The following is a 16697-nucleotide window of genomic DNA, read 5'->3' on the forward strand; positions in this document are numbered from 1 at the left end:
CTGTGACCTCACCCGTCCGTACGCACTGGGCGGGGCGGGAGAGGTGTGGCGCGGTCAGGATGGACGGTGCCGGGCGTCCGCATCGGCAGCTCGGTGCTGCCTGACGCGACGCGAGGCTGTCGCTGCCCGTACGCGCGAGGGAGAGGTATGACCGAGACCGACGAGGCCGGGACCTTCTCTGCCGGGGCCGAGTGGCCCTCGGCGCATCGTGTCCCGGGTAGCGGCGTGGTCGACCTCCGGCGCGTCGGGGCGAACCCGGACTTCTGGTACCCGGTCGCACTGTCGAAGAACGTGCGGAGCAAGCGGGCGTTCGCGGCGACGTTCGCCGGTGAGCGCATCGCGCTCTACCGCGGGGCGAGCGGCACCGTGTACGCGCTGGAGGACCGCTGCGCCCACCGTCAGGTGCCGCTGAGCATGGGCGTCGTGGAGGGCGAGGCACTCCGCTGCTGCTATCACGCGTGGGCCTATCGCGGCGACGGACGCATCTCGCAGATCCCGTACCTCTCCAAGGGCGACGGCCAGCCACCGCGCGGTGTGCGCGGCTACCCCGTCCGGGAGGCGTACGGCCTGGTGTTCGTGTTCCCGGGCGACCCGGACAAGGCGGGCCCCACGCCGCTGCCCGACCTGCCGGCGTTCGGCTCACCGCGCTACAAGACGATGACGTACTCCCGGACCGTGCGCTGCCACTACTCGTTCATGCACGAGAACCTGCTCGACATGAACCACCAGTTCCTCCACCGGGGCGTGGTCGGCAGACTCCACCCCGAGCTGCTCGACTTCCGGACCGATGAGCGGTCGGTGGAGGCCAGGTACCTGTTCAGCCACGCCGGGGGCAAGCGCAACCGCGGGGCCAGCCTGCTGGCCGCCGAGGGCATCGGCGGCAGCGACTCCCGCGACGTCATGACGATCCGCACCGAGTACCCGTACCAGACCCTCGACCTGGTCCCGGAGAACGCCGAGCGGCCGGCCTTCCGCCTCTGGGTCGCCTATGTGCCCGAGGACGCCGAGCAGCGCAGGTGCCACACCTTCGGCCTGCTCATGATCGAGAAGCCGCGGATCCCCGGCGCTCTGCAGATGGCCTGGCCGCTCATCAGGCGCTTCACCGAGCGGGTGTTCGCCGAGGACCGGATGGCCGTCGAGGCCGAGCAGCGGGCCTGGGACGAACAGGGGGAGGACCGCAATCGCGAGGTGTTCTCCCTGATCCTGGACGTCCGCGAGGTGCTGCGTACCAACGGCGTCCCCCTCCGCCCCCGGGCCGGCATGTGCGGCGCCGCCTCGGTGTGCAACGGCCATGACCGCGGTCCGGTGCCGACGCCCGGCGCCGACGGCTCCGCGCCCTGAGTGCGCGGACGCGCTCCAGCGGGCGTTCAGCGGGAAGGCTTTGGGGGAGGGTGAGTCCCCGTCATCGGCGGTCAAGGGCGGGCGGCCGGTGCTGACTTGCCGGCCTGCGTCCGGCCGCGCGCCCGCATGCGACGGCCTCGGCGCGTACCACCCGAAGGACCAGGCCTCACGGTCGGGGATCGGTGCGGTGCCACCGCGGGCGGGCGTCGGGGCCGCGGCGTCCCGCCACCGAGGCGCAGCGCGGGCACTGGCGCCGCACCCGGTCCGCGGCGCCGCCGGACTCCGGGAAGGTGTCCGGCCAGCCGACGTGCGGGAAGCGGACCAGCCGGGAACGGCTGAGGGACAGGCCGCAGGCCGTCTCGTTGTGGCCCGGCTCCCAGGCGTGCACCTCGCCGGAGGGCAGCCTTCGCCGCCCCTCCTCCTCGTCGGTCCACTGCCCGGACGCCGCGACGGCGTAACTCCTGGTGCGCGCCACGGCGGGTCAGCCGGCCGCGTGGTCGACGCGCAGCCGCACCTGCTCCTCCAGCCGCCGCAGGCTGGTGTCCAGGGCCTCGGCGACGGCCTGCTCGCCCGGGTCGTGGCCGACGTCGAAGAACGACAGGTGCACGGTCACCTCACTGGCTCCGCCGTCGAGGCCGGCGACCTGGAGCCAGCCCGCGTACTCGCCCTGGTCACGGGTGCCCCATTCGAGCCGCATCTGGTCGGGCCGGGCACGGAACAGGGCGGAGGTGTCCTCGTCGGTGCGGTCCTCGTGCACGGTGACGGCCGGCAACTGCCCGGCCTCCACGTGCAGGGCCTCCGGGAGCCAGCTGTCCAGCCGGCCGACGTTCGCGGCCTCGTCGAAGACGTGCTCGGGCTGTGCGGGCATCGTGCGGGAACGTTCGTACTCGGTCATCGCCTTACCGGCCTCACCTCGGGGGTCGTGGTGCGCACCGCGTTCCCGGGCTGCCCGGACCCAACCGCGAAAGGCCCCGCCCGCACGAATGCGGGCGGGGCCTTTCGCGTCGGTCAGAACCTGGGCTGGGGGGACTGCGCCTGGACGAGTGCCTCCGCTTCCGCCGCCGTCTCCACGGACGGCGGGGAGCCGGCCAGGGGCTGGTTGGCGGTCTCGCGCATGCACAGCACGGCGATGACACCGATGACCGCGGCCCCCGTGGCGTAGTACGCCGGCATGAGGGTCGAGTCGAAGGCACTGATCAGAGCGGTGATCACCAGCGGGGTCGTACCGCCGAAGAGCGAGGTGGCCAGGTTGTAGGCCACCGAGAGCGAGCCGTAGCGCACCTGCGTGGGGAATATCGCCGGGAGCGCCGCCGACATCGTGCCGAGCATCGGCAGCAGGGAGAGCCCCATCAGCAGCAGGCCCAGGGTGATGAGGACGATGCTGCCCTGCCGGATGAGCAGGAACGACGGCAGGGAGAGGAACAGGAATCCGAGCATCCCCGCCATCAGCAGCGGCTTGCGCCCGAAGCGGTCCGAGAGCCGCCCGACCTGGTTGATGAGGCACATCTGCAGCACCATCACCACGACCAGGATCAACAGGCCGTGCTGGGTGCCGTAGCCCAGCTCGTCGGACAGGTACGTCGGCATGTACGACAGCAGCATGTAGTCGGTGATGTTGTACGCCGCGACCAGCGCGAGGCACAGCAGCAGCGGCCGCCAGTACTGGGTGAAGATCTTGCCGAGGTCGGCGGCGGCCGAGGTCTCCACGGCGTCGGCGGCCTCGCTCGCCTTGGCCTGGCCGCCCTCCAGCTTCTGGAAGGCGGGCGTCTCGTCCAGCTTGAGCCGCAGGTAGAGCCCGATGAGGCCGAGCGGGGCCGCGACCAGGAACGGCACGCGCCAGCCCCACGACAGCATCTGGTCGTCGCTGAGGAGGGTCTGCAGGAGGACGACGAGGCCGGAGGCCCCGACGTAGCCGGCGAGCGTGCCGAGCTCCAGGAAGCTGCCGAAGAAGCCTCGCCGCTTGTCGGGCGCGTACTCGGCGATGAACGTCGAGGCGCCGCCGTACTCCCCGCCGGTCGAGAAGCCCTGAACCAGCCGGAAGAAGATCAGCAGGGCCGGCGCCCACAGACCGATCACGGCGTGCGAGGGGACCAGTCCGATGGCGAACGTCCCCACCGCCATCATGATCATGGTGAGGGAGAGGATCCGCTTGCGCCCGACCTTGTCCCCGAGCGGCCCGAAGACCATCCCCCCGAGGGGACGCACCAGGAAGGCCACCGCGAACGTCGCGAAGGAGCCGAGCAGCTGGGCGGTGTCGTTGCCCGAGGGGAAGAAGACCCTCCCGATGGTCGACGCCAGATAGCTGTAGATACCGAAGTCGTACCACTCCATCGCGTTGCCGAGAGCGGCGGCCTTGGTGGCGCGCTTGACCGCCGCATCGTCGGTCACCGTGATGTCGCTGCGACGCAGCTTCGGATTGCGTCGTTTCTCGATCGCCCGGAACAGCACCCGGTGTCGTCTCACAGCCGCGGGATCCACCGACTCGTCGTTGTCGGTCGCCGCCATCACGTGGTTCCTTTCGCCGGTCGTCTTCCCAAGCCCAACGCCTGTACAGATCTCGCGCGCTCAAACGACCCCCTTCGCGCGGCGTCCGGTCGATCACGGAACGTGATGCACGGGCGCTCAGGGTGAGACGCGGCCTCTGCGCCGTCCCGGCGGATCTCCGGGACGGGTGTGTGCCCGTGCCCCGGTGGGGGAACTTGATTCGCCGGGTGCGTGCCTGGTGAGAGGAGCCCAAGTGACAGCGTCGGCGGAGGGCGGCCGGAACCAGGGCGCGCAGCAGGACGGGTACGAGCCGGACCCGAACCGGTGGCGGGCCCTGTGGGTCACGCTGGTGGCCGGCTTCATGAGCCTGCTGGACGTGTCGATCGTGGCGGTCGCCCTGCCCACCATCCAGCAGCAGCTGCACGCCTCCGCGGCCGAGGTGCAGTGGGTGGTGTCCGGCTACGCCCTCTCCTTCGGCCTCGCCCTCGTCACCGCCGGCCGCCTCGGCGACGCCCTGGACCGGCGCCGTATCTTCCTGCTCGCCCTCAGCGGCTTCGTGCTCTTCAGCGCGGCCTGCGGAGCGGCCCCGAACATCACGCTGCTGGTGGTGGCCCGGCTCGCCCAGGGCCTGGCGGCCGGCTTCATGGCCCCGCAGAACTCCGCGCTCATCCAGCAGATGTTCCGCGGCGGCGAACGCGGCCGCGCCTTCGGCTTCTTCGGCGCCACCGTGGGCATCTCCTCCGCCGTGGGCCCCCTCACCGGCGGCCTGATCCTCGCCCTGGCCGACGGCGCCCAGGGCTGGAGGTGGATCTTCTACGTCAACGTCCCCATCGGCATCCTCGCGGTCCTCCTCGGCCGCCGCCTGCTGCCCCGCACCCGCCGCTCCGGCCGGGAACACGTGGACCTGCCCGGTGTCCTGCTCCTCGGCCTCGGCGTCCTCGCGCTCATGTACCCGCTGGTCCAGGCGGAGACCGGCGGCCTCACACGGCTGTGGTGGATGTTCCCGGCCGGTGCCGCGCTCCTCTTCGTCTTCACCCGCTGGCAGCGCCGCCTGCTGGACCGCGGTATCCAGCCGCTGCTCGATCCGCGCCTGTTCACCACCGTGCGCGGCTACGCCGTCGGCGCCGGCGTCGGCACGCTCTACTTCATCGGCTTCAGCGGCGTCTGGCTCGTCTTCGCCCTCTTCTACCAGCACGGCCTGGGCTTCTCCCCGCTCAAGTCGGGCCTCGCCGTGACGCCCTTCGCCCTCGGCTCGGCCCTGGCGGCCGCGGTCTCCGGGCGGCTGGTGGACCGGCTCGGCCGCCTGCTCACCGTCGGCGGGCTCACGGGCGTGATCCTCGGGCTGGGCGGCACCGCGCTGCTGCTGCGCTTCGCGCCCCTCGACATCGCGCCCTGGCTCGCCGCCCCGGTCCTCTTCCTCGGCGGCGTCGGCGGCGGGTGCGTGATCTCCCCCAACATCACCATGACGCTGCGCGACGTTCCCGTGCACATGGCGGGGGCGGCGGGCGGCGCCCTGCAGACCGGGCAGCGGCTGGGCGCCGCGGTGGGCACCGCCGCCCTGCCCGGTCTCTACTACCTGGTGCTGGGCAGCAGGAGCGACGACTACCGCGGTGCCCTCTTCCTCGCGATGGTCGCCGGGCTCGTCGGCATGGCCGCGTCCCTGGCTCTCGCGACGTTCGACTGGCGACGCGACCGGCGGACGCGCGGGCCGCACCGCCCGTGCCCGGACGATGTCGCCCACAGTCCCGTGCACGCCCGGCAGACCTGAGCGTCACCGTTCACGAGGTCTGCGGCTGAGGCTCCCGCGGGGCGGGCACGTCGTCGTCCAGATCGCCGCGGAGGGCGCCGAGGGCGAAGGCCGTCATGGACGCCAGGAGCAGCAGCGCGAGAGGCCCCCAGATCGCCGGAATGGCCCACAGCGGCCAGTCGTTGGACGCCTGCGCCCAGAGCGTCAGGATCGCCGTCGCGCCCAGACCGACGCCGTGCCACCGCACCATTTTCGCCGCCGTCGCGTGACGCCCGTCGCCCCGCGCGAAGAGGGGCCACAGCCCGCCCACGAGAGCGGCCAGGCCGAACGAGACGCAGGCCAGCGCACCGCCCAGACGGTCCTCGGGCCATCCCACCGGCCTGTCGGACGTCTGCTGCCGCCGGCCCTCGGCGTCGCGCACCTCGACGACCTGCCCGTGCCAGATCACACCGACGACCTTCTCGCCCGGCTGCATCTCGGACATCACGGGCTCGCTGCGCAGGAACGTCACCTCCCACGGCTTGCCGGACGGCAGCACCAGCTTCGCCTCCGGGGACTCGCCTCGCTCACCGCGGTTCATGGCGGCGCTGCGTACGGTGAACTCCTGATCCCACACACACCCCGACGCCTTGGCGGGGACGGCGGCGCAGGCCGGCGCGCGGCGGTACTCCCGCTCCCGCTCCAGCGCCCCGCGGATCTGCAACGCCGAGGCCACCCCGCCGCCGAGCGCCACGACGGCGAGCAGTACCCACACCACGGCCCGCACGGCTCCGTACCCCGACGACCCCACCGCGCCCCATCCCCCTCCGTGCACAGGCCCCGGAGCATTGGAACACGCCTCAGGTGCCGGTGTGGACCCGCCTGCCTTCGACGTAGGTCTCCAGGACCCGGGTGGCGGCGATCTCCTCGGGCGGACCCGCGAACGGGTCGCGGTCGAGGACGACCAGGTCGGCCGACTTGCCGACGCTGATGCTGCCGGAGGTGTCGTCGAGACGGTTCACGTAGGCGCTGCCCGCCGTGCAGGCGGCGATGGCGGTGCCCAGGTCGATGCGCTGCTGCGGGAGGAAGGCCGGGGTGCCCTCGGGGGCGTCGGGGGAGACGCGGTTGACGGCGACATGGATGGCCTGGAGCGGGTCGGGGCTGCTGACGGGCCAGTCGCTGCCGGCGGCGAGTGTCGCACCGGCGCGCAGCAGATCCCCGAACGGGTACTGCCACCCGCCGCGTTCCGCCCCCAGGAAGGGCAGGGTCAGTTCGTCCATCTGCGGTTCGTGGGCGGCCCACAGCATCTGCAGGTTGGCGCTCGCACCCAGGGCACGAAAGCGCGGCAGGTCGTCGGGGTGGACGACCTGGAGGTGCGCCAGATGGTGCCGCGTGTCGCGAGGGCCGTTGGCGGTCCGGGCGCACTCCACGGCGTCGAGCGCCTCACGCACCGCGCGGTCGCCGAGTGCGTGGAAGTGGACCTGGAAGCCGTACGCGTCCAGTTCGGTGACGTACTTCCGCAGCTCACCCGGCTCGACGAAGCTGATGCCGCTGTTGTCCGAGGCGCAGCCGCAGCCGGTCAGGTACGGGTCGAGCAGGGCGGCGGTGTGGTTCTCGGCGATGCCGTCCTGCATGATCTTCACGGTGCCGGCGCGGAACCGGTCCCGGCTCAACTCCTCCCGCCGGGAGACGAGTTCGGGTATCTGCTCGGCACCCCGCTCGCGGTCCCACCACAGGGCGCCGACCACCCGCGCGGTGAGCAGACCCCGGTCCAGTGCCGTCAGGTAGGCCGGCGCCGGGTCGGTCAGATTGGCGTACGTGCCGACGATGGCGTCCTGCCAGGCGGTGACGCCGTGGGAGTGCAGGACGGCCTGGGCGCGCAGCAGGCCGGCGAGCTGCTCCTCGGGCGTGGGGTCCGGCACCAGCCGGCCCACCAGATGGACCGCGCCCTCCTGGAGCATCCCGGTGGGGTTGCCCTCGGCGTCGCGCTCGATCCGGCCGTCGGCGGGATCGGGGGTCCGGGCGTCGATGCCCGCGCGTTGAAGGGCCCGGCTGTTGACCCAGGCGCCGTGGTGGTCGCGGTTGGGCAGGAAGACCGGGCGGTCCGGGACGATCGCGTCGAGCGCGGCGGCCGTGGGGGAGCCGCCGGGGAACGCCTCCAGGGACCAGCCGCCCCCGGTGATCCACTCGACGTCCGGGTGCTCCTTCGCGTACGCCCCGATCGTGCGCAGGTACGCGTCCGCGTCGGTGGCGTCGCCGAGATGGCACAGGCCGAGTTCCAGGCCCGCGCCCATCGGATGCACGTGGGCGTCCTGGAAGCCCGGCAGCAGCAGCTTCCCGGCGAGGTCGACGACCTCGGTGCGCGGCCCGATCAGCTCGCGCACCTCGTCGTGGCCGACGGCGACGATCCGCCCGCCGCGCACGGCCACCGAGGTGGCGCGGCTGCGGGCCGGGTCGACGGTGTGCACGGGGCCGCCGGTGAGAACGAGGTCGGCGGGTCCCGGGGCAGGGGGGTGTGACATGGGGGTGAGCTCCATGGGGGTCAGACCGCCGTGCGGTCCATCGGCAGGGTGAGGGCTTCGGCGTCGGTGCCGCGCCCGGTCGTGAAGTAGGGCGAGCGCCGGACGTACTTGGCCACGGCGGCCATGCCGAGGCCGGCGAGCACGATCACGGCGGGCAGCGAGAACATGAACCAGCCGTTGTCCGGGCTCAGTTCGAAGTGATCGCTCATGGTGAGGTACGAGTATCCGAGGTAGCCGCCGAGACCCAGCAGCACCAGCCCGGACACGGCGGGCACGCCGACCGCGAGCAGCGCCTCGCGCGCTCCTTCGTGCCGCGCGGCCCGGAAGCGCACGGCGCAGGCGAGAGCGGTGAGGCCGTAGTAGAGGGCCACGATCAGGCCGATGGCGTTGACGGCGGCCAGCAGCATGTCGCTCAGCTTGGGGATCGCGAAGGCGAGCAGGGCGATCACGGCGGCGACGGACATCACGACGACCGTTCCCGCGGCGGGCGTGCCGTAGCGCGGGTGGACCCGGGTCCACAGCGGGCCCATCGTGCGGTCTCGGCCCATGGCGAGCAGGCCGCGTGCCGTGGGGATCAAGGTGGCCTGCACGGAGGCGACGGCGGAGAACATCAGGGCGATCAAGGGCAGGGTGGCCCAGGGCTCGGCGGCCAGTTTCTCCCCCAGGTAGGGGAGGGCCTGCGGGCCGTTGCGGACCAGCTCGGCCAGGCTCATCTCCCGCTGGAAGGCGACCGAGGCGAAGAGGAACAGGCCGAGCATCGCGAACAGGGCGATGAGTCCGCCGCGCGCCGAGTCGCCCGGGTCCTTCGTCTCCTCGGTGACGCTGAACGCCGCGTCCCAGCCCCAGAAGAAGAACACCGCGAGGACCATGCCCTGGGCGAAGGCGGTACCGCTGGAGATCTCGAACGGGTTGAACCAGGACAGGGAGACCGCGTGGTCGCCGGTGACCAGGGCCCAGCCGCAGAAGCCGAGCAGCACCGCGTACTCGAAGACCAGCAGGGCGAACTGGAACCGGGTCGCGCTCCGGACGCCGGTGACGGCCAGGACGGTGAGGGCGAGCAGGATCACCAGCCCGACCGCCGTGCAGATACCGGTGGACGTCGGATCGAGGGCGATGCCGGCCAGGCTGAGCAGACCGGCCTTGTTGGCGAAGGCCAGCACGACCGAGCCCATGATCGCGCTGGTGTAGGCGCAGAAGATGACCGAGCCGACCAGCGTCACCCAGCCGGTGAGGAAGCCGGGCCAGGGGCCGAGGGATCTGCCGACCCAGGTGTAGCCGTTGCCGCAGTTGGGTTCGGAGCGGTTGAGACGGGCGTAGGCGAGGGCGATCCCCAGTACCGGCAGGAACGCCAGCAGCAGGAGCGCCGGGGCCTGCAGGCCCACGACGGTCGCGATCGTGCCCATGCCGATGGCGATGCTGGTGGTGGCCGCGGTGCTGGACGCGGCGATGGCGACGCCGTCGACGACGCCGAGGGAACGGCGCAGCGCGGGGCGTGGCTGAGGCGGTGCGGACGACATGAAGGCTCCTCGGGGACGGGGTGGGAAGAGCCGCGCGGGACTGTGATGGAACAACCGGGGCCCACATTGGGTCAACCCTGTTGACGTAAGGCGGCGAGGGCCGTTCACTGCGTCGGGGGAGAAGCCGACGGTGTGCGAGGAGAGGAGTCCCGGTCATGACCACCCGTGTGCCGCAGGAGCGCAGGCGTCGGAGGCCGACCCGTTCGGGGGTCCTGCTGTCGGAGGACCTGATCGTGGAGACCGCGTTGCGGCTCATCGGCGAACACGGACCCGAGGCGCTGAGCGTGCGCCGGCTCGGCGCGGCCCTCGGCTGCGACCCGACCGCGCTGTACCGCTACTTCCACGACACCGACGACCTGGTGCTCGCCATCGCCGACCGGATCATCGGCGACGCCATGGCCGGCTTCGCCCCCGGGGACGACTGGGTGGCCTCGCTGCGCGAGATGGCCCTCAGGGTCCGCGCGGGCTACCTCGCCCATCCCCGGGCCGCCGCCCTGGCCGCCCACCGCGTGACCCGGCGCCGGAACGAGATCAGCGCCGTGGAGACCGGGATCGGTCTGCTGCTCACCGCGGGCTTCCCACCGGCCGACGCCGCACGGCTCTACCTGGCCTTCATCGACACCGTGCTCAGCCACGCCGCCACGGAGGCGGCGTTCCACGCGCTTCCCCCACAGCAGCGGGAGGCCGACCACCGGTCGTGGCGAGAGGTGTACCAGGACCTCGACCCGGCGACGCACCCCTCCCTGACCGCGGTACGCCCGGAGCTGCCCACGATGGCGGACAGCTCCTTCGAACAGGCCGTGGACCTCCTGCTGGAGGCCCTGGCGGCCCGGGCGCGCGCCCTCACGCGGCGGCCGCCGAAGCGGTGACGACCGCCTCGGAGATGAGTCAGCGGCCTACAGCACCTCGGCCCGGCCGGAGGTGTCGTCCAGGAAGCCGCCCGACTGGTGCTGCCACAGCTTCGCGTAGGCACCCTCCATCGCGAGCAACTCCTGGTGGGTGCCCTGCTCGACGATCCGGCCGCGGTCGAGGACGACGAGCTGGTCCATGCCGGCGACCGTGCTCAGCCGGTGCGCCACCACCAGCGCGGTCCGCCCCTCCATGAGCCGCCACAGCGCCTCCTGGACCAGCAGTTCGCTCTCGGAGTCGAGGGCGCTGGTCGCCTCGTCGAGCAGCAGGATCGGCGCGTCCCGCAGGATCGCCCGGGCGAGCGCGACACGCTGGCGCTGGCCGCCGGACAGCTTGACGCCCCGCTCGCCCACCATGGTGTCGAATCCGTCCGGCAACCCGTCGGCGAACTCGGTGACATGGGCCGCCTCGGCCGCCCGGCGGATCTCGGCGTCGGTGGCGTCCGGCCGGGCGAAGGCGATGTTGTCCCGCAGGGTGCGGTGGAACATCGCCGGGTCCTGCGGCACGTAGGCGATCCGGCCGCGCAGGTCGGTCTGGCGCACCCGGCTGATGTCCTGGCCGCCGACCAGGATGCGGCCGCCGTCGATGTCGGTCATCCGCAGCAGCAGCCGGGTGAGGGAGGTCTTGCCACCGCCGGACCGGCCCACGAGACCGATCTTCGCCCCGCTCGGCACGGCCAGGTCGAGTCCCTCGAACAGCGGCCGGCCGCCCCGGTGGGCGAAGGTCACCTTCTCGAAGCGGACATCGGCGGCCCGGGGCCGCAGCGGCTCCGGTGCCGGCGGGTCGAGCACGGTCGGTGGCGTCAGGAGCAGTTCGGTGAACTGCGCCGCCTCCGTCATCGAGCTCTCCAGCCGGCGGTATATCTGGTTGAACTCGAACATGATCCGGGTCGCGTTGTTGTAGTAGGCGAAGGCGACCACGATCGCCTCCACACCGTGCGCTCCGCCGCCCAGCGTCACCGCGAGCAGCAGACCCATCGCGCTGGTCAGCACGGACATCGGCGCGACCAGCGTGTCGATGCGCAGATTGCCGTAGTCCCACGACCGCATCGTGAGCCGGCGTGACAACGCGACGCGGGACCGGTGTTCGGCGGCCTCGCGCTCCTCCGCGGCGAACGCCCGCACCGTGTCCATGTTCATCAGGCTGTCGGCGACGTGGCCCGACACCCGGGCGATCGCCTCCTCACGCTGGTCGACGAGCGCCTGGCGGCGCCGGATCAGCGGCACGACCAGCACCGCCGTCAGCGTGATCATCACCAGGAGACCGACGACGAGCAGCGGTTCGTAGCGCCACAGCACCACCGCGCCGAACGCGAGCGGCACGAAGCTCCCCACGATCTGGAACGTCAGCGTGTCGACGAACTGCTCGAAACGGGAGGCGAAGCTGAGGACCCGCTTGGTCAGCGAACCGGCGAAGTTGTCGTGGAAGAACGCGGCGTCCTTGGCGAACAGTTCGTCCATGCCGATCACGTACAGATGCTCGATGCCCAGGGCGTCGAGACGGTTGAGGCAGTGCAGGGCGACGCGCCACAGTGCCTCCGCGACCAGCAGCACGCCTGCGAAGGCCAGCACGTACGGCAGCATCGCGCCGGCCGTGACGTCCTTGTTCCCGGCGATGTCGCCGACGAGCTTGGCGACGATCAGCGGCGCGACGTAGTTGATTCCGATGTTGCCCAGCGCCGAGAGCAGCATCGCGGGTGCCGTCCACCGGCGGAGCCGGGACAACTCCCGTCCGTAGTAGCGAAGTGCGAGAAGCACCGAGCGCCTGCCCGGTAATACCCTGTGTGTTTCCGGCGTTTCCATCCCACCCCTGTGTCGTCCTGTGGCCGCCCGCCACGCCGCGCGTGCGGGCAGGGGCCATCGCCGCAACGGATTCATGAGGATTCGGGTCGAGTCCGGAAGTGTCCCGCGATGCCGGCCGTGGCGTCCAAGCGTTTTCCGGCCGGGGGGTGGTGTACGGGGAGCGCCCCGGGGCGCGGCGGGCGGATTCGGGGTGGGCCGGTGGCGCGCGCCGGTCAACGGCGCGAAGGACGCCGGGGTGGTGCCCCTGCCGGTGCGTCAGGCGAGGTGGGAGAGGTCCTGCGGGGTGAGGGCGATCGACCGGGCGGCCATGTTCTCCTCCAGGTGGGTGAGCGAGCCGGTGCCCGGGATGGCGAGCGTGACGGGAGAGGACGCCAGCAGCCAGGCCAGGGCGATCTGCGGGACGGTGGCCCCTTGCCGTTGCGCGACCTCGGCCAGGCGGTCGTCGGCGAGGTCGCTCATGCCGCCGCCCAGCGGGAAGAACGGCACGAAGGCGATGCCGGCCTCCTCGCAGGCGGTCAGGAGCCGGGCGTCGTCGCGCTGTCCGGCGTGGAAGTGGTTCTGGACGGCCGCGACGGGTGCGATCGTCCGGGCCTCGGCGAGATGAGCGGAGTCGATGTTGCTCAGCCCGAGGTGGCGGATCAGGCCCTCTTCGCGCATCGCGGCCAACGCCTCGAAACGTGCGGCCACGGACTCGCCGTGCGGCGGTGCCATCAAACCGATGCGCAGATAGACGAGGTCGAGGCGGTCCACACCGAGGCTTTCGAGGTTCTCCTCGACCAACGGGCGCAGCGCGGCGGGGTCGGTGGTCTGGGTCACGCCGCCGCCGGGTGTGCGGGCGGGGCCGACCTTGGTGGCGATGACCAGGCCGTCCGGGTAGGGGTGCAGGGCCTCGCGGATCAGGTCGTTGGCGCGCACGGACCGGTCGTCGCTGACGTAGAAGGAGGCGGTGTCGATGTGGTCGGCGCCGAGTTCGACGGCACGGCGCAGGACGGCGCGGCCGGTTTCGGGATCCCGGGCCGGGCCGGTGAAGCCGTTCGCGGACAGGCGCATGGCGCCGAAGCCGATGCGGCCGACCGGAAGGTCGCCGCCGAGGAGGAAGTCGTTGCTCATGAACGCAGCCTCCGCAACGGGGCGTCCCGGACGCCAACGCGTGGCAATTTGCTGCCACGAGGCAAAATGACCGGGTGGCAGACATCGTGACGGTCCGCGGTGACCTCGATTTCGTCGCGCGCACCGAGCACCTGTTCTCCTCGGTCCGCGAGGAGTTCATCTGCGCCGTCCGCGATCTCGACACCTTTTCCCAGCTGCGTCGCGCCCGACAGGCCTCCGAGGCGTGGCTGGGCGAGCCCGGCGGCCCGCGGGTCCGCAAGCTGTGCAGCCCGGCCGCGTTGGCCGACGAGCGCGGCCGCGAGCACCTGCGCGACATCGCCGCCAAGGGCGCCCGGGTCCGCGTCGCCGCGACGGCCCTGCCCCACGAGACGATCATCATCGACCGCAGGTACGCGATCCTCGCCGGCCTGGACGCCCCGAGCGGCCGCGAGTACACCGTCACCTCGGGCGCCACCCTGGTGGGCGCCGTCTACGCGCTCTTCGAAGCCGCCTGGGAGAGCGCCCTCGACCTCGGTGCCTTCCTCGACGCGGCAAGGCCCCGGCTCGACGCCGTCAGCGGCAGGGTTCTGCGCGCGCTGGGGTCGGGCGCGACCGACACGGCGGCGGCGAAGGAACTCGGCATGTCCGTGCGGACCTATCGCCGCCGGGTGGCCGAACTGCTGGACACCCTCGAGGCGGGGTCGCGGTTCCAGGCCGGTGTGCGCGCGGGGGAACTGGGCCTCGGCGGCTGAGGAACCGGCGGGGGAGTCCGCGACGGAAGCGGCCGCGCTGCCGGAGAAGCACCTCAAGCCGGTGTTCGTCCGGACCGCCGTCCGGGACGGGTCATGACGCGACGCTGGAGTCCGGGCGCAGGGTGAAGACCTGGTCGAGGCCGACGAGGGTGAGGACGCGCAGCAGGTTCGCCGGTACGGCGGCCAGGACGATGTCGGCGTCGGCGGCCAGGGCGTGCTGGCGGGCGGCGAGCAGGGCGGTGATGCCCGAGGAGTCGCAGAACTCGAGGCCGGACAGGTCGAGGACCAGGCACTGCCCCGGTGACAGGGGGAGCTGGTCGAGCCGGCCGCGGAGTTCGGGGGCCTGGTCGAAGATCAGGTCGCCGGCCACGTGCAGAACGGGGCCGGCCGCGGTGTCGCGGTGTCTGATGGTGAGCGGCTTCATGAGGGGTGACTCGTCGCAGGGCCTATGGGGGACGGGGCAGCGGGAACGCCGAGGGCGAGCAGGGCGGTGTCGTCGCCGAGGCCCTCGCCGAAGCTCTCGATCAGCCCGGTGAGGGCGGTGATCACCTCGCCCGGTCCGGCCGGAGCGTGGTCGGTGGCGAAGGCGTGCAGGGCGTCCTCGCCGTACAGGTCGTCGCGGCCGGGGCCGGTGCGGGCCTCGGTGAGCCCGTCGGTGTACAGCACGACCGTGTCGCCGGGGGCCAGGACGGTCTCGGCGGTGCCGACCGGCGCGCCGGGGACGACGCCGACGAGCAGCCCGCCCGGAGTGGGCAGGAACTCGGCGCTGCCGTCGGACCGCAGCACGAGTGCCGGCGGATGGCCGCCGGAGGCGAGCCGCACGACCGTCGGGCCGTGCTCGCCGCCCGGCTCGATGATCCCGACGATGCAGGTGCAGTACCGGGGGTTGCCGTCGCCGGTGTACCGCTCGTGCAGGACGGCGTTCAGCGTGGACAGGGCCGAGGCCGGATCCGGGTCGTGGTGGGCCGCCGCGCGCAGGGTGTAGCGGGTCAGCGAGGTGAGGGAGGCGGCCTCGGGGCCCTTGCCGCACACGTCGCCGAGGAAGAACGCCCACCGGTCGCCGGTGACGGGGAACAGGTCGTAGAAGTCGCCGCCGAGCTGGTCGGGCGCGGCCGTGTGGTAGTGGACGGCCGTCTCCAGGCCCGGCACGGCGGGCAGCGAGTCCGGCACCAGGGAGCGCTGCAGGACGGCGAGCGCGTCGGCCAGCCTGGCCCGGTCGGCCTCGGCCTGCCGCCGGGCCTCGTCCGCCTCGGCGCGGGCCCGCTCGGCCTCCTTGCGGCGGTGCAGGAGTTCCTTCTCGTAGGCGCGGCGGTCCGAGGCGTCGAAGACGGTGATACGGATCAGCAGGGGCTCGCCCTCGGTCCCGTGCTTGATCACCGCGGAGACCAGCACCGGCAACCGGCCGCCGTCGCCGCGCCGCATCTCCAGGGCGATGCCCCGCAGCTCGCCCTGCATGCGCAGCAGCGGAGCGAAGTGCGTCTCGTGGTACAGCTTCCCGCCGATGGTGAGCAGGTCCGCGAAACGCTTGCGGCCCACCACGGCCTCACGGTCCAGGCCGAGCCAGTCGAGCAGCGTGCCGTTGATCTTGGCGATGGTGCCGTCCATCAACGTGGACAGATAGCCGCAGGGCGCACACTCGTACAGGTCCTCGGCGCTGTCCTCCAGCAGCGCGGTGAACACCGCGTCCGTGTTCGCCTCGCCCCCTGCCCCGGCGGGCTCCGGCACACCGCCCGTGCGGCACATCACTTCAGGGGCTTCAGGAAGTCGAGGATCGCCCCGGTGGTGGCCTCCGGCGCGCTGAGCTGCGGGCAGTGCCCGGTGGCGTCGAGCGTGACCAGACGGGAGGCGGGGACCGCCGCGTGCACATAGGCGCCCACCTCGCGGGGCGCGATGGCGTCCTGCTCGCACTCCAGCACGAGGGTCGGCACGGACACACCCTTGAGGTCCTCGCGGCTGTCGGTGAGGAAGGTCGTACGGGCGAAGACACGCGCGATGTCGGGGTCGGTGGCGCAGAAGCTGTTGGTCAGTTCCTCGCCCAGCTCCGGCCGCTCGGGGTTGCCCATGATGACCGGGGCCATCGCGGACGACCAGCCCAGGTAGTTCGCCTCCAGGGAGGCGAGCAACTCGTCGATGTCCTCCGTGCTGAAGCCGCCGCGGTAGCCCTCGTCGTCGATGTAGCAGGGCGAGGGGGTCACCATCACGAGCGCCCCGATCCGCTCCGGCGCGGCCTGCGCCGCCAGCACCCCGACCATGGCACTCACCGAGTGCCCCACGAACACCGCCTTCCGCAGGTCCAGCTCCTCGCAGACGTCGACGACGTCACCGGCGTAGCCGTGCAGCGAGGAGTACCGCTCCTCGCTCCATGCCGCGAGATCCGAGCCGCCGGAGCCGACGTAGTCGAACAGCACCACCCGGTAGTGCTCGGCAAGCCTCGGGACCACGAGACGCCACATGTTCTGGTCGCAGCCGAACCCGTGTGCCAGGAGCAGCACCGGCGCGTCGTCGCGGCCGATGACATTGACGTTGTTCCTGCTGCGGATGTCCATACCGACCAT

Annotated in this window: 15 protein-coding genes; 4 read left to right on the forward strand and 11 right to left on the reverse strand. The window is 72.2% G+C overall.

The window, feature by feature from the left end:
• The first annotated feature begins 147 nt into the window (after positions 1-147).
• Positions 148-1341 (forward strand): aromatic ring-hydroxylating dioxygenase subunit alpha, encoded by a 1194-nt coding sequence (locus AB0G20_RS25265; RefSeq protein WP_361306240.1) that lies wholly within the window; start codon positions 148-150, stop codon positions 1339-1341.
• 166 nt (positions 1342-1507) lie between these two features.
• Here the strand turns inward: AB0G20_RS25265 and AB0G20_RS25270 are convergent, their stop codons facing one another.
• The 3 genes from AB0G20_RS25270 to AB0G20_RS25280 form a co-directional block, all read right to left on the reverse strand.
• The gene (locus tag AB0G20_RS25270) at positions 1508-1816 is read right to left on the reverse strand and encodes a hypothetical protein (protein WP_361306242.1); all 309 of its coding nucleotides are present in this window, start codon (positions 1814-1816) and stop codon (positions 1508-1510) included.
• A gap of 6 nt (positions 1817-1822) precedes the next feature.
• On the reverse strand, positions 1823-2236 hold the full coding sequence (locus AB0G20_RS25275) for an SRPBCC family protein (RefSeq protein WP_361306244.1): 414 nt from the start codon (positions 2234-2236) through the stop codon (positions 1823-1825).
• Positions 2237-2349: 113 nt separating this feature from the next.
• Positions 2350-3846: an MFS transporter gene (locus AB0G20_RS25280; RefSeq protein WP_361306246.1), complete on the reverse strand. Its 1497-nt coding sequence runs from the start codon at positions 3844-3846 to the stop codon at positions 2350-2352.
• Between the two features lie 232 nt (positions 3847-4078).
• Here AB0G20_RS25280 and AB0G20_RS25285 point away from each other — a divergent pair, with 232 nt between their 5' ends.
• Positions 4079-5593: an MFS transporter gene (locus AB0G20_RS25285; RefSeq protein ID WP_361306248.1), complete on the forward strand. Its 1515-nt coding sequence runs from the start codon at positions 4079-4081 to the stop codon at positions 5591-5593.
• A gap of 10 nt (positions 5594-5603) precedes the next feature.
• Here AB0G20_RS25285 and AB0G20_RS25290 read toward each other — a convergent pair whose 3' ends face one another.
• From AB0G20_RS25290 to AB0G20_RS25300, 3 genes are all read right to left on the reverse strand, one after another.
• Entirely contained in the window at positions 5604-6329 is a 726-nt protein-coding gene (locus AB0G20_RS25290; protein ID WP_361306250.1) for a hypothetical protein, read from the reverse strand.
• A gap of 82 nt (positions 6330-6411) precedes the next feature.
• Positions 6412-8073, reverse strand: a complete 1662-nt coding sequence (locus tag AB0G20_RS25295; RefSeq protein WP_361306252.1) for an amidohydrolase family protein — start codon at positions 8071-8073, stop codon at positions 6412-6414.
• A gap of 20 nt (positions 8074-8093) precedes the next feature.
• A complete protein-coding gene (locus AB0G20_RS25300; RefSeq protein ID WP_361306254.1) occupies positions 8094-9590 on the reverse strand; it encodes an APC family permease in 1497 nt (498 codons plus the stop codon).
• A gap of 155 nt (positions 9591-9745) precedes the next feature.
• On the opposite strand from AB0G20_RS25300, the gene AB0G20_RS25305 reads away from it, so the two are divergent.
• Complete coding sequence (locus AB0G20_RS25305; RefSeq protein WP_361306256.1) at positions 9746-10459, forward strand: helix-turn-helix domain-containing protein; 714 nt, start codon at positions 9746-9748, stop codon at positions 10457-10459.
• 27 nt (positions 10460-10486) lie between these two features.
• Here the strand turns inward: AB0G20_RS25305 and AB0G20_RS25310 are convergent, their stop codons facing one another.
• Positions 10487-12301 (reverse strand): ABC transporter ATP-binding protein, encoded by a 1815-nt coding sequence (locus tag AB0G20_RS25310; RefSeq protein WP_361306258.1) that lies wholly within the window; start codon positions 12299-12301, stop codon positions 10487-10489.
• Between the two features lie 255 nt (positions 12302-12556).
• Positions 12557-13411: an aldo/keto reductase gene (locus AB0G20_RS25315; protein WP_361306260.1), complete on the reverse strand. Its 855-nt coding sequence runs from the start codon at positions 13409-13411 to the stop codon at positions 12557-12559.
• A gap of 74 nt (positions 13412-13485) precedes the next feature.
• Between AB0G20_RS25315 and AB0G20_RS25320 the strand changes: the two genes are divergently transcribed.
• Positions 13486-14142: a DNA-binding response regulator gene (locus tag AB0G20_RS25320; protein ID WP_361306262.1), complete on the forward strand. Its 657-nt coding sequence runs from the start codon at positions 13486-13488 to the stop codon at positions 14140-14142.
• 91 nt (positions 14143-14233) lie between these two features.
• Here the strand turns inward: AB0G20_RS25320 and AB0G20_RS25325 are convergent, their stop codons facing one another.
• From AB0G20_RS25325 to AB0G20_RS25335, 3 genes are read right to left on the reverse strand one after another with little or no spacing between them, the layout of a single operon-like run.
• Complete coding sequence (locus AB0G20_RS25325; RefSeq protein ID WP_361306264.1) at positions 14234-14566, reverse strand: STAS domain-containing protein; 333 nt, start codon at positions 14564-14566, stop codon at positions 14234-14236.
• Positions 14563-15885 carry a SpoIIE family protein phosphatase gene (locus tag AB0G20_RS25330; RefSeq protein ID WP_361306266.1) on the reverse strand — a complete coding sequence of 441 codons (1323 nt, stop codon included), beginning with the start codon at positions 15883-15885 and terminating at the stop codon, positions 14563-14565. The genes AB0G20_RS25325 and AB0G20_RS25330 overlap by 4 nt, the downstream gene beginning before the upstream one ends.
• Positions 15885-16688, reverse strand: a complete 804-nt coding sequence (locus AB0G20_RS25335; protein WP_361306530.1) for an alpha/beta hydrolase — start codon at positions 16686-16688, stop codon at positions 15885-15887. The genes AB0G20_RS25330 and AB0G20_RS25335 overlap by 1 nt, the downstream gene beginning before the upstream one ends.
• Positions 16689-16697: the final 9 nt, after the last annotated feature.

The organism is Streptomyces sp. NPDC024017 (assembly GCF_040638895.1).
In the GTDB taxonomy this organism is placed as follows: domain Bacteria; phylum Actinomycetota; class Actinomycetes; order Streptomycetales; family Streptomycetaceae; genus Streptomyces.

Bases quoted from the DNA above. Each gene is read 5' to 3' on its own strand.
- AB0G20_RS25300 (WP_361306254.1), bottom strand. From the start codon at position 9,590: ATGTCGTCCGCACCGCCTCAGCCACGCCCCGCGCTGCGCCGTTCCCTC.
- AB0G20_RS25295 (WP_361306252.1), bottom strand. From the start codon at position 8,073: ATGTCACACCCCCCTGCCCCGGGACCCGCCGACCTCGTTCTCACCGGC.
- AB0G20_RS25305 (WP_361306256.1), top strand. From the start codon at position 9,746: ATGACCACCCGTGTGCCGCAGGAGCGCAGGCGTCGGAGGCCGACCCGT.
- AB0G20_RS25325 (WP_361306264.1), bottom strand. From the start codon at position 14,566: ATGAAGCCGCTCACCATCAGACACCGCGACACCGCGGCCGGCCCCGTT.
- AB0G20_RS25330 (WP_361306266.1), bottom strand. From the start codon at position 15,885: ATGTGCCGCACGGGCGGTGTGCCGGAGCCCGCCGGGGCAGGGGGCGAG.
- AB0G20_RS25310 (WP_361306258.1), bottom strand. From the start codon at position 12,301: ATGGAAACGCCGGAAACACACAGGGTATTACCGGGCAGGCGCTCGGTG.
- AB0G20_RS25265 (WP_361306240.1), top strand. From the start codon at position 148: ATGACCGAGACCGACGAGGCCGGGACCTTCTCTGCCGGGGCCGAGTGG.
- AB0G20_RS25275 (WP_361306244.1), bottom strand. From the start codon at position 2,236: ATGACCGAGTACGAACGTTCCCGCACGATGCCCGCACAGCCCGAGCAC.
- AB0G20_RS25280 (WP_361306246.1), bottom strand. From the start codon at position 3,846: ATGGCGGCGACCGACAACGACGAGTCGGTGGATCCCGCGGCTGTGAGA.
- AB0G20_RS25315 (WP_361306260.1), bottom strand. From the start codon at position 13,411: ATGAGCAACGACTTCCTCCTCGGCGGCGACCTTCCGGTCGGCCGCATC.
- AB0G20_RS25335 (WP_361306530.1), bottom strand. From the start codon at position 16,688: ATGGACATCCGCAGCAGGAACAACGTCAATGTCATCGGCCGCGACGAC.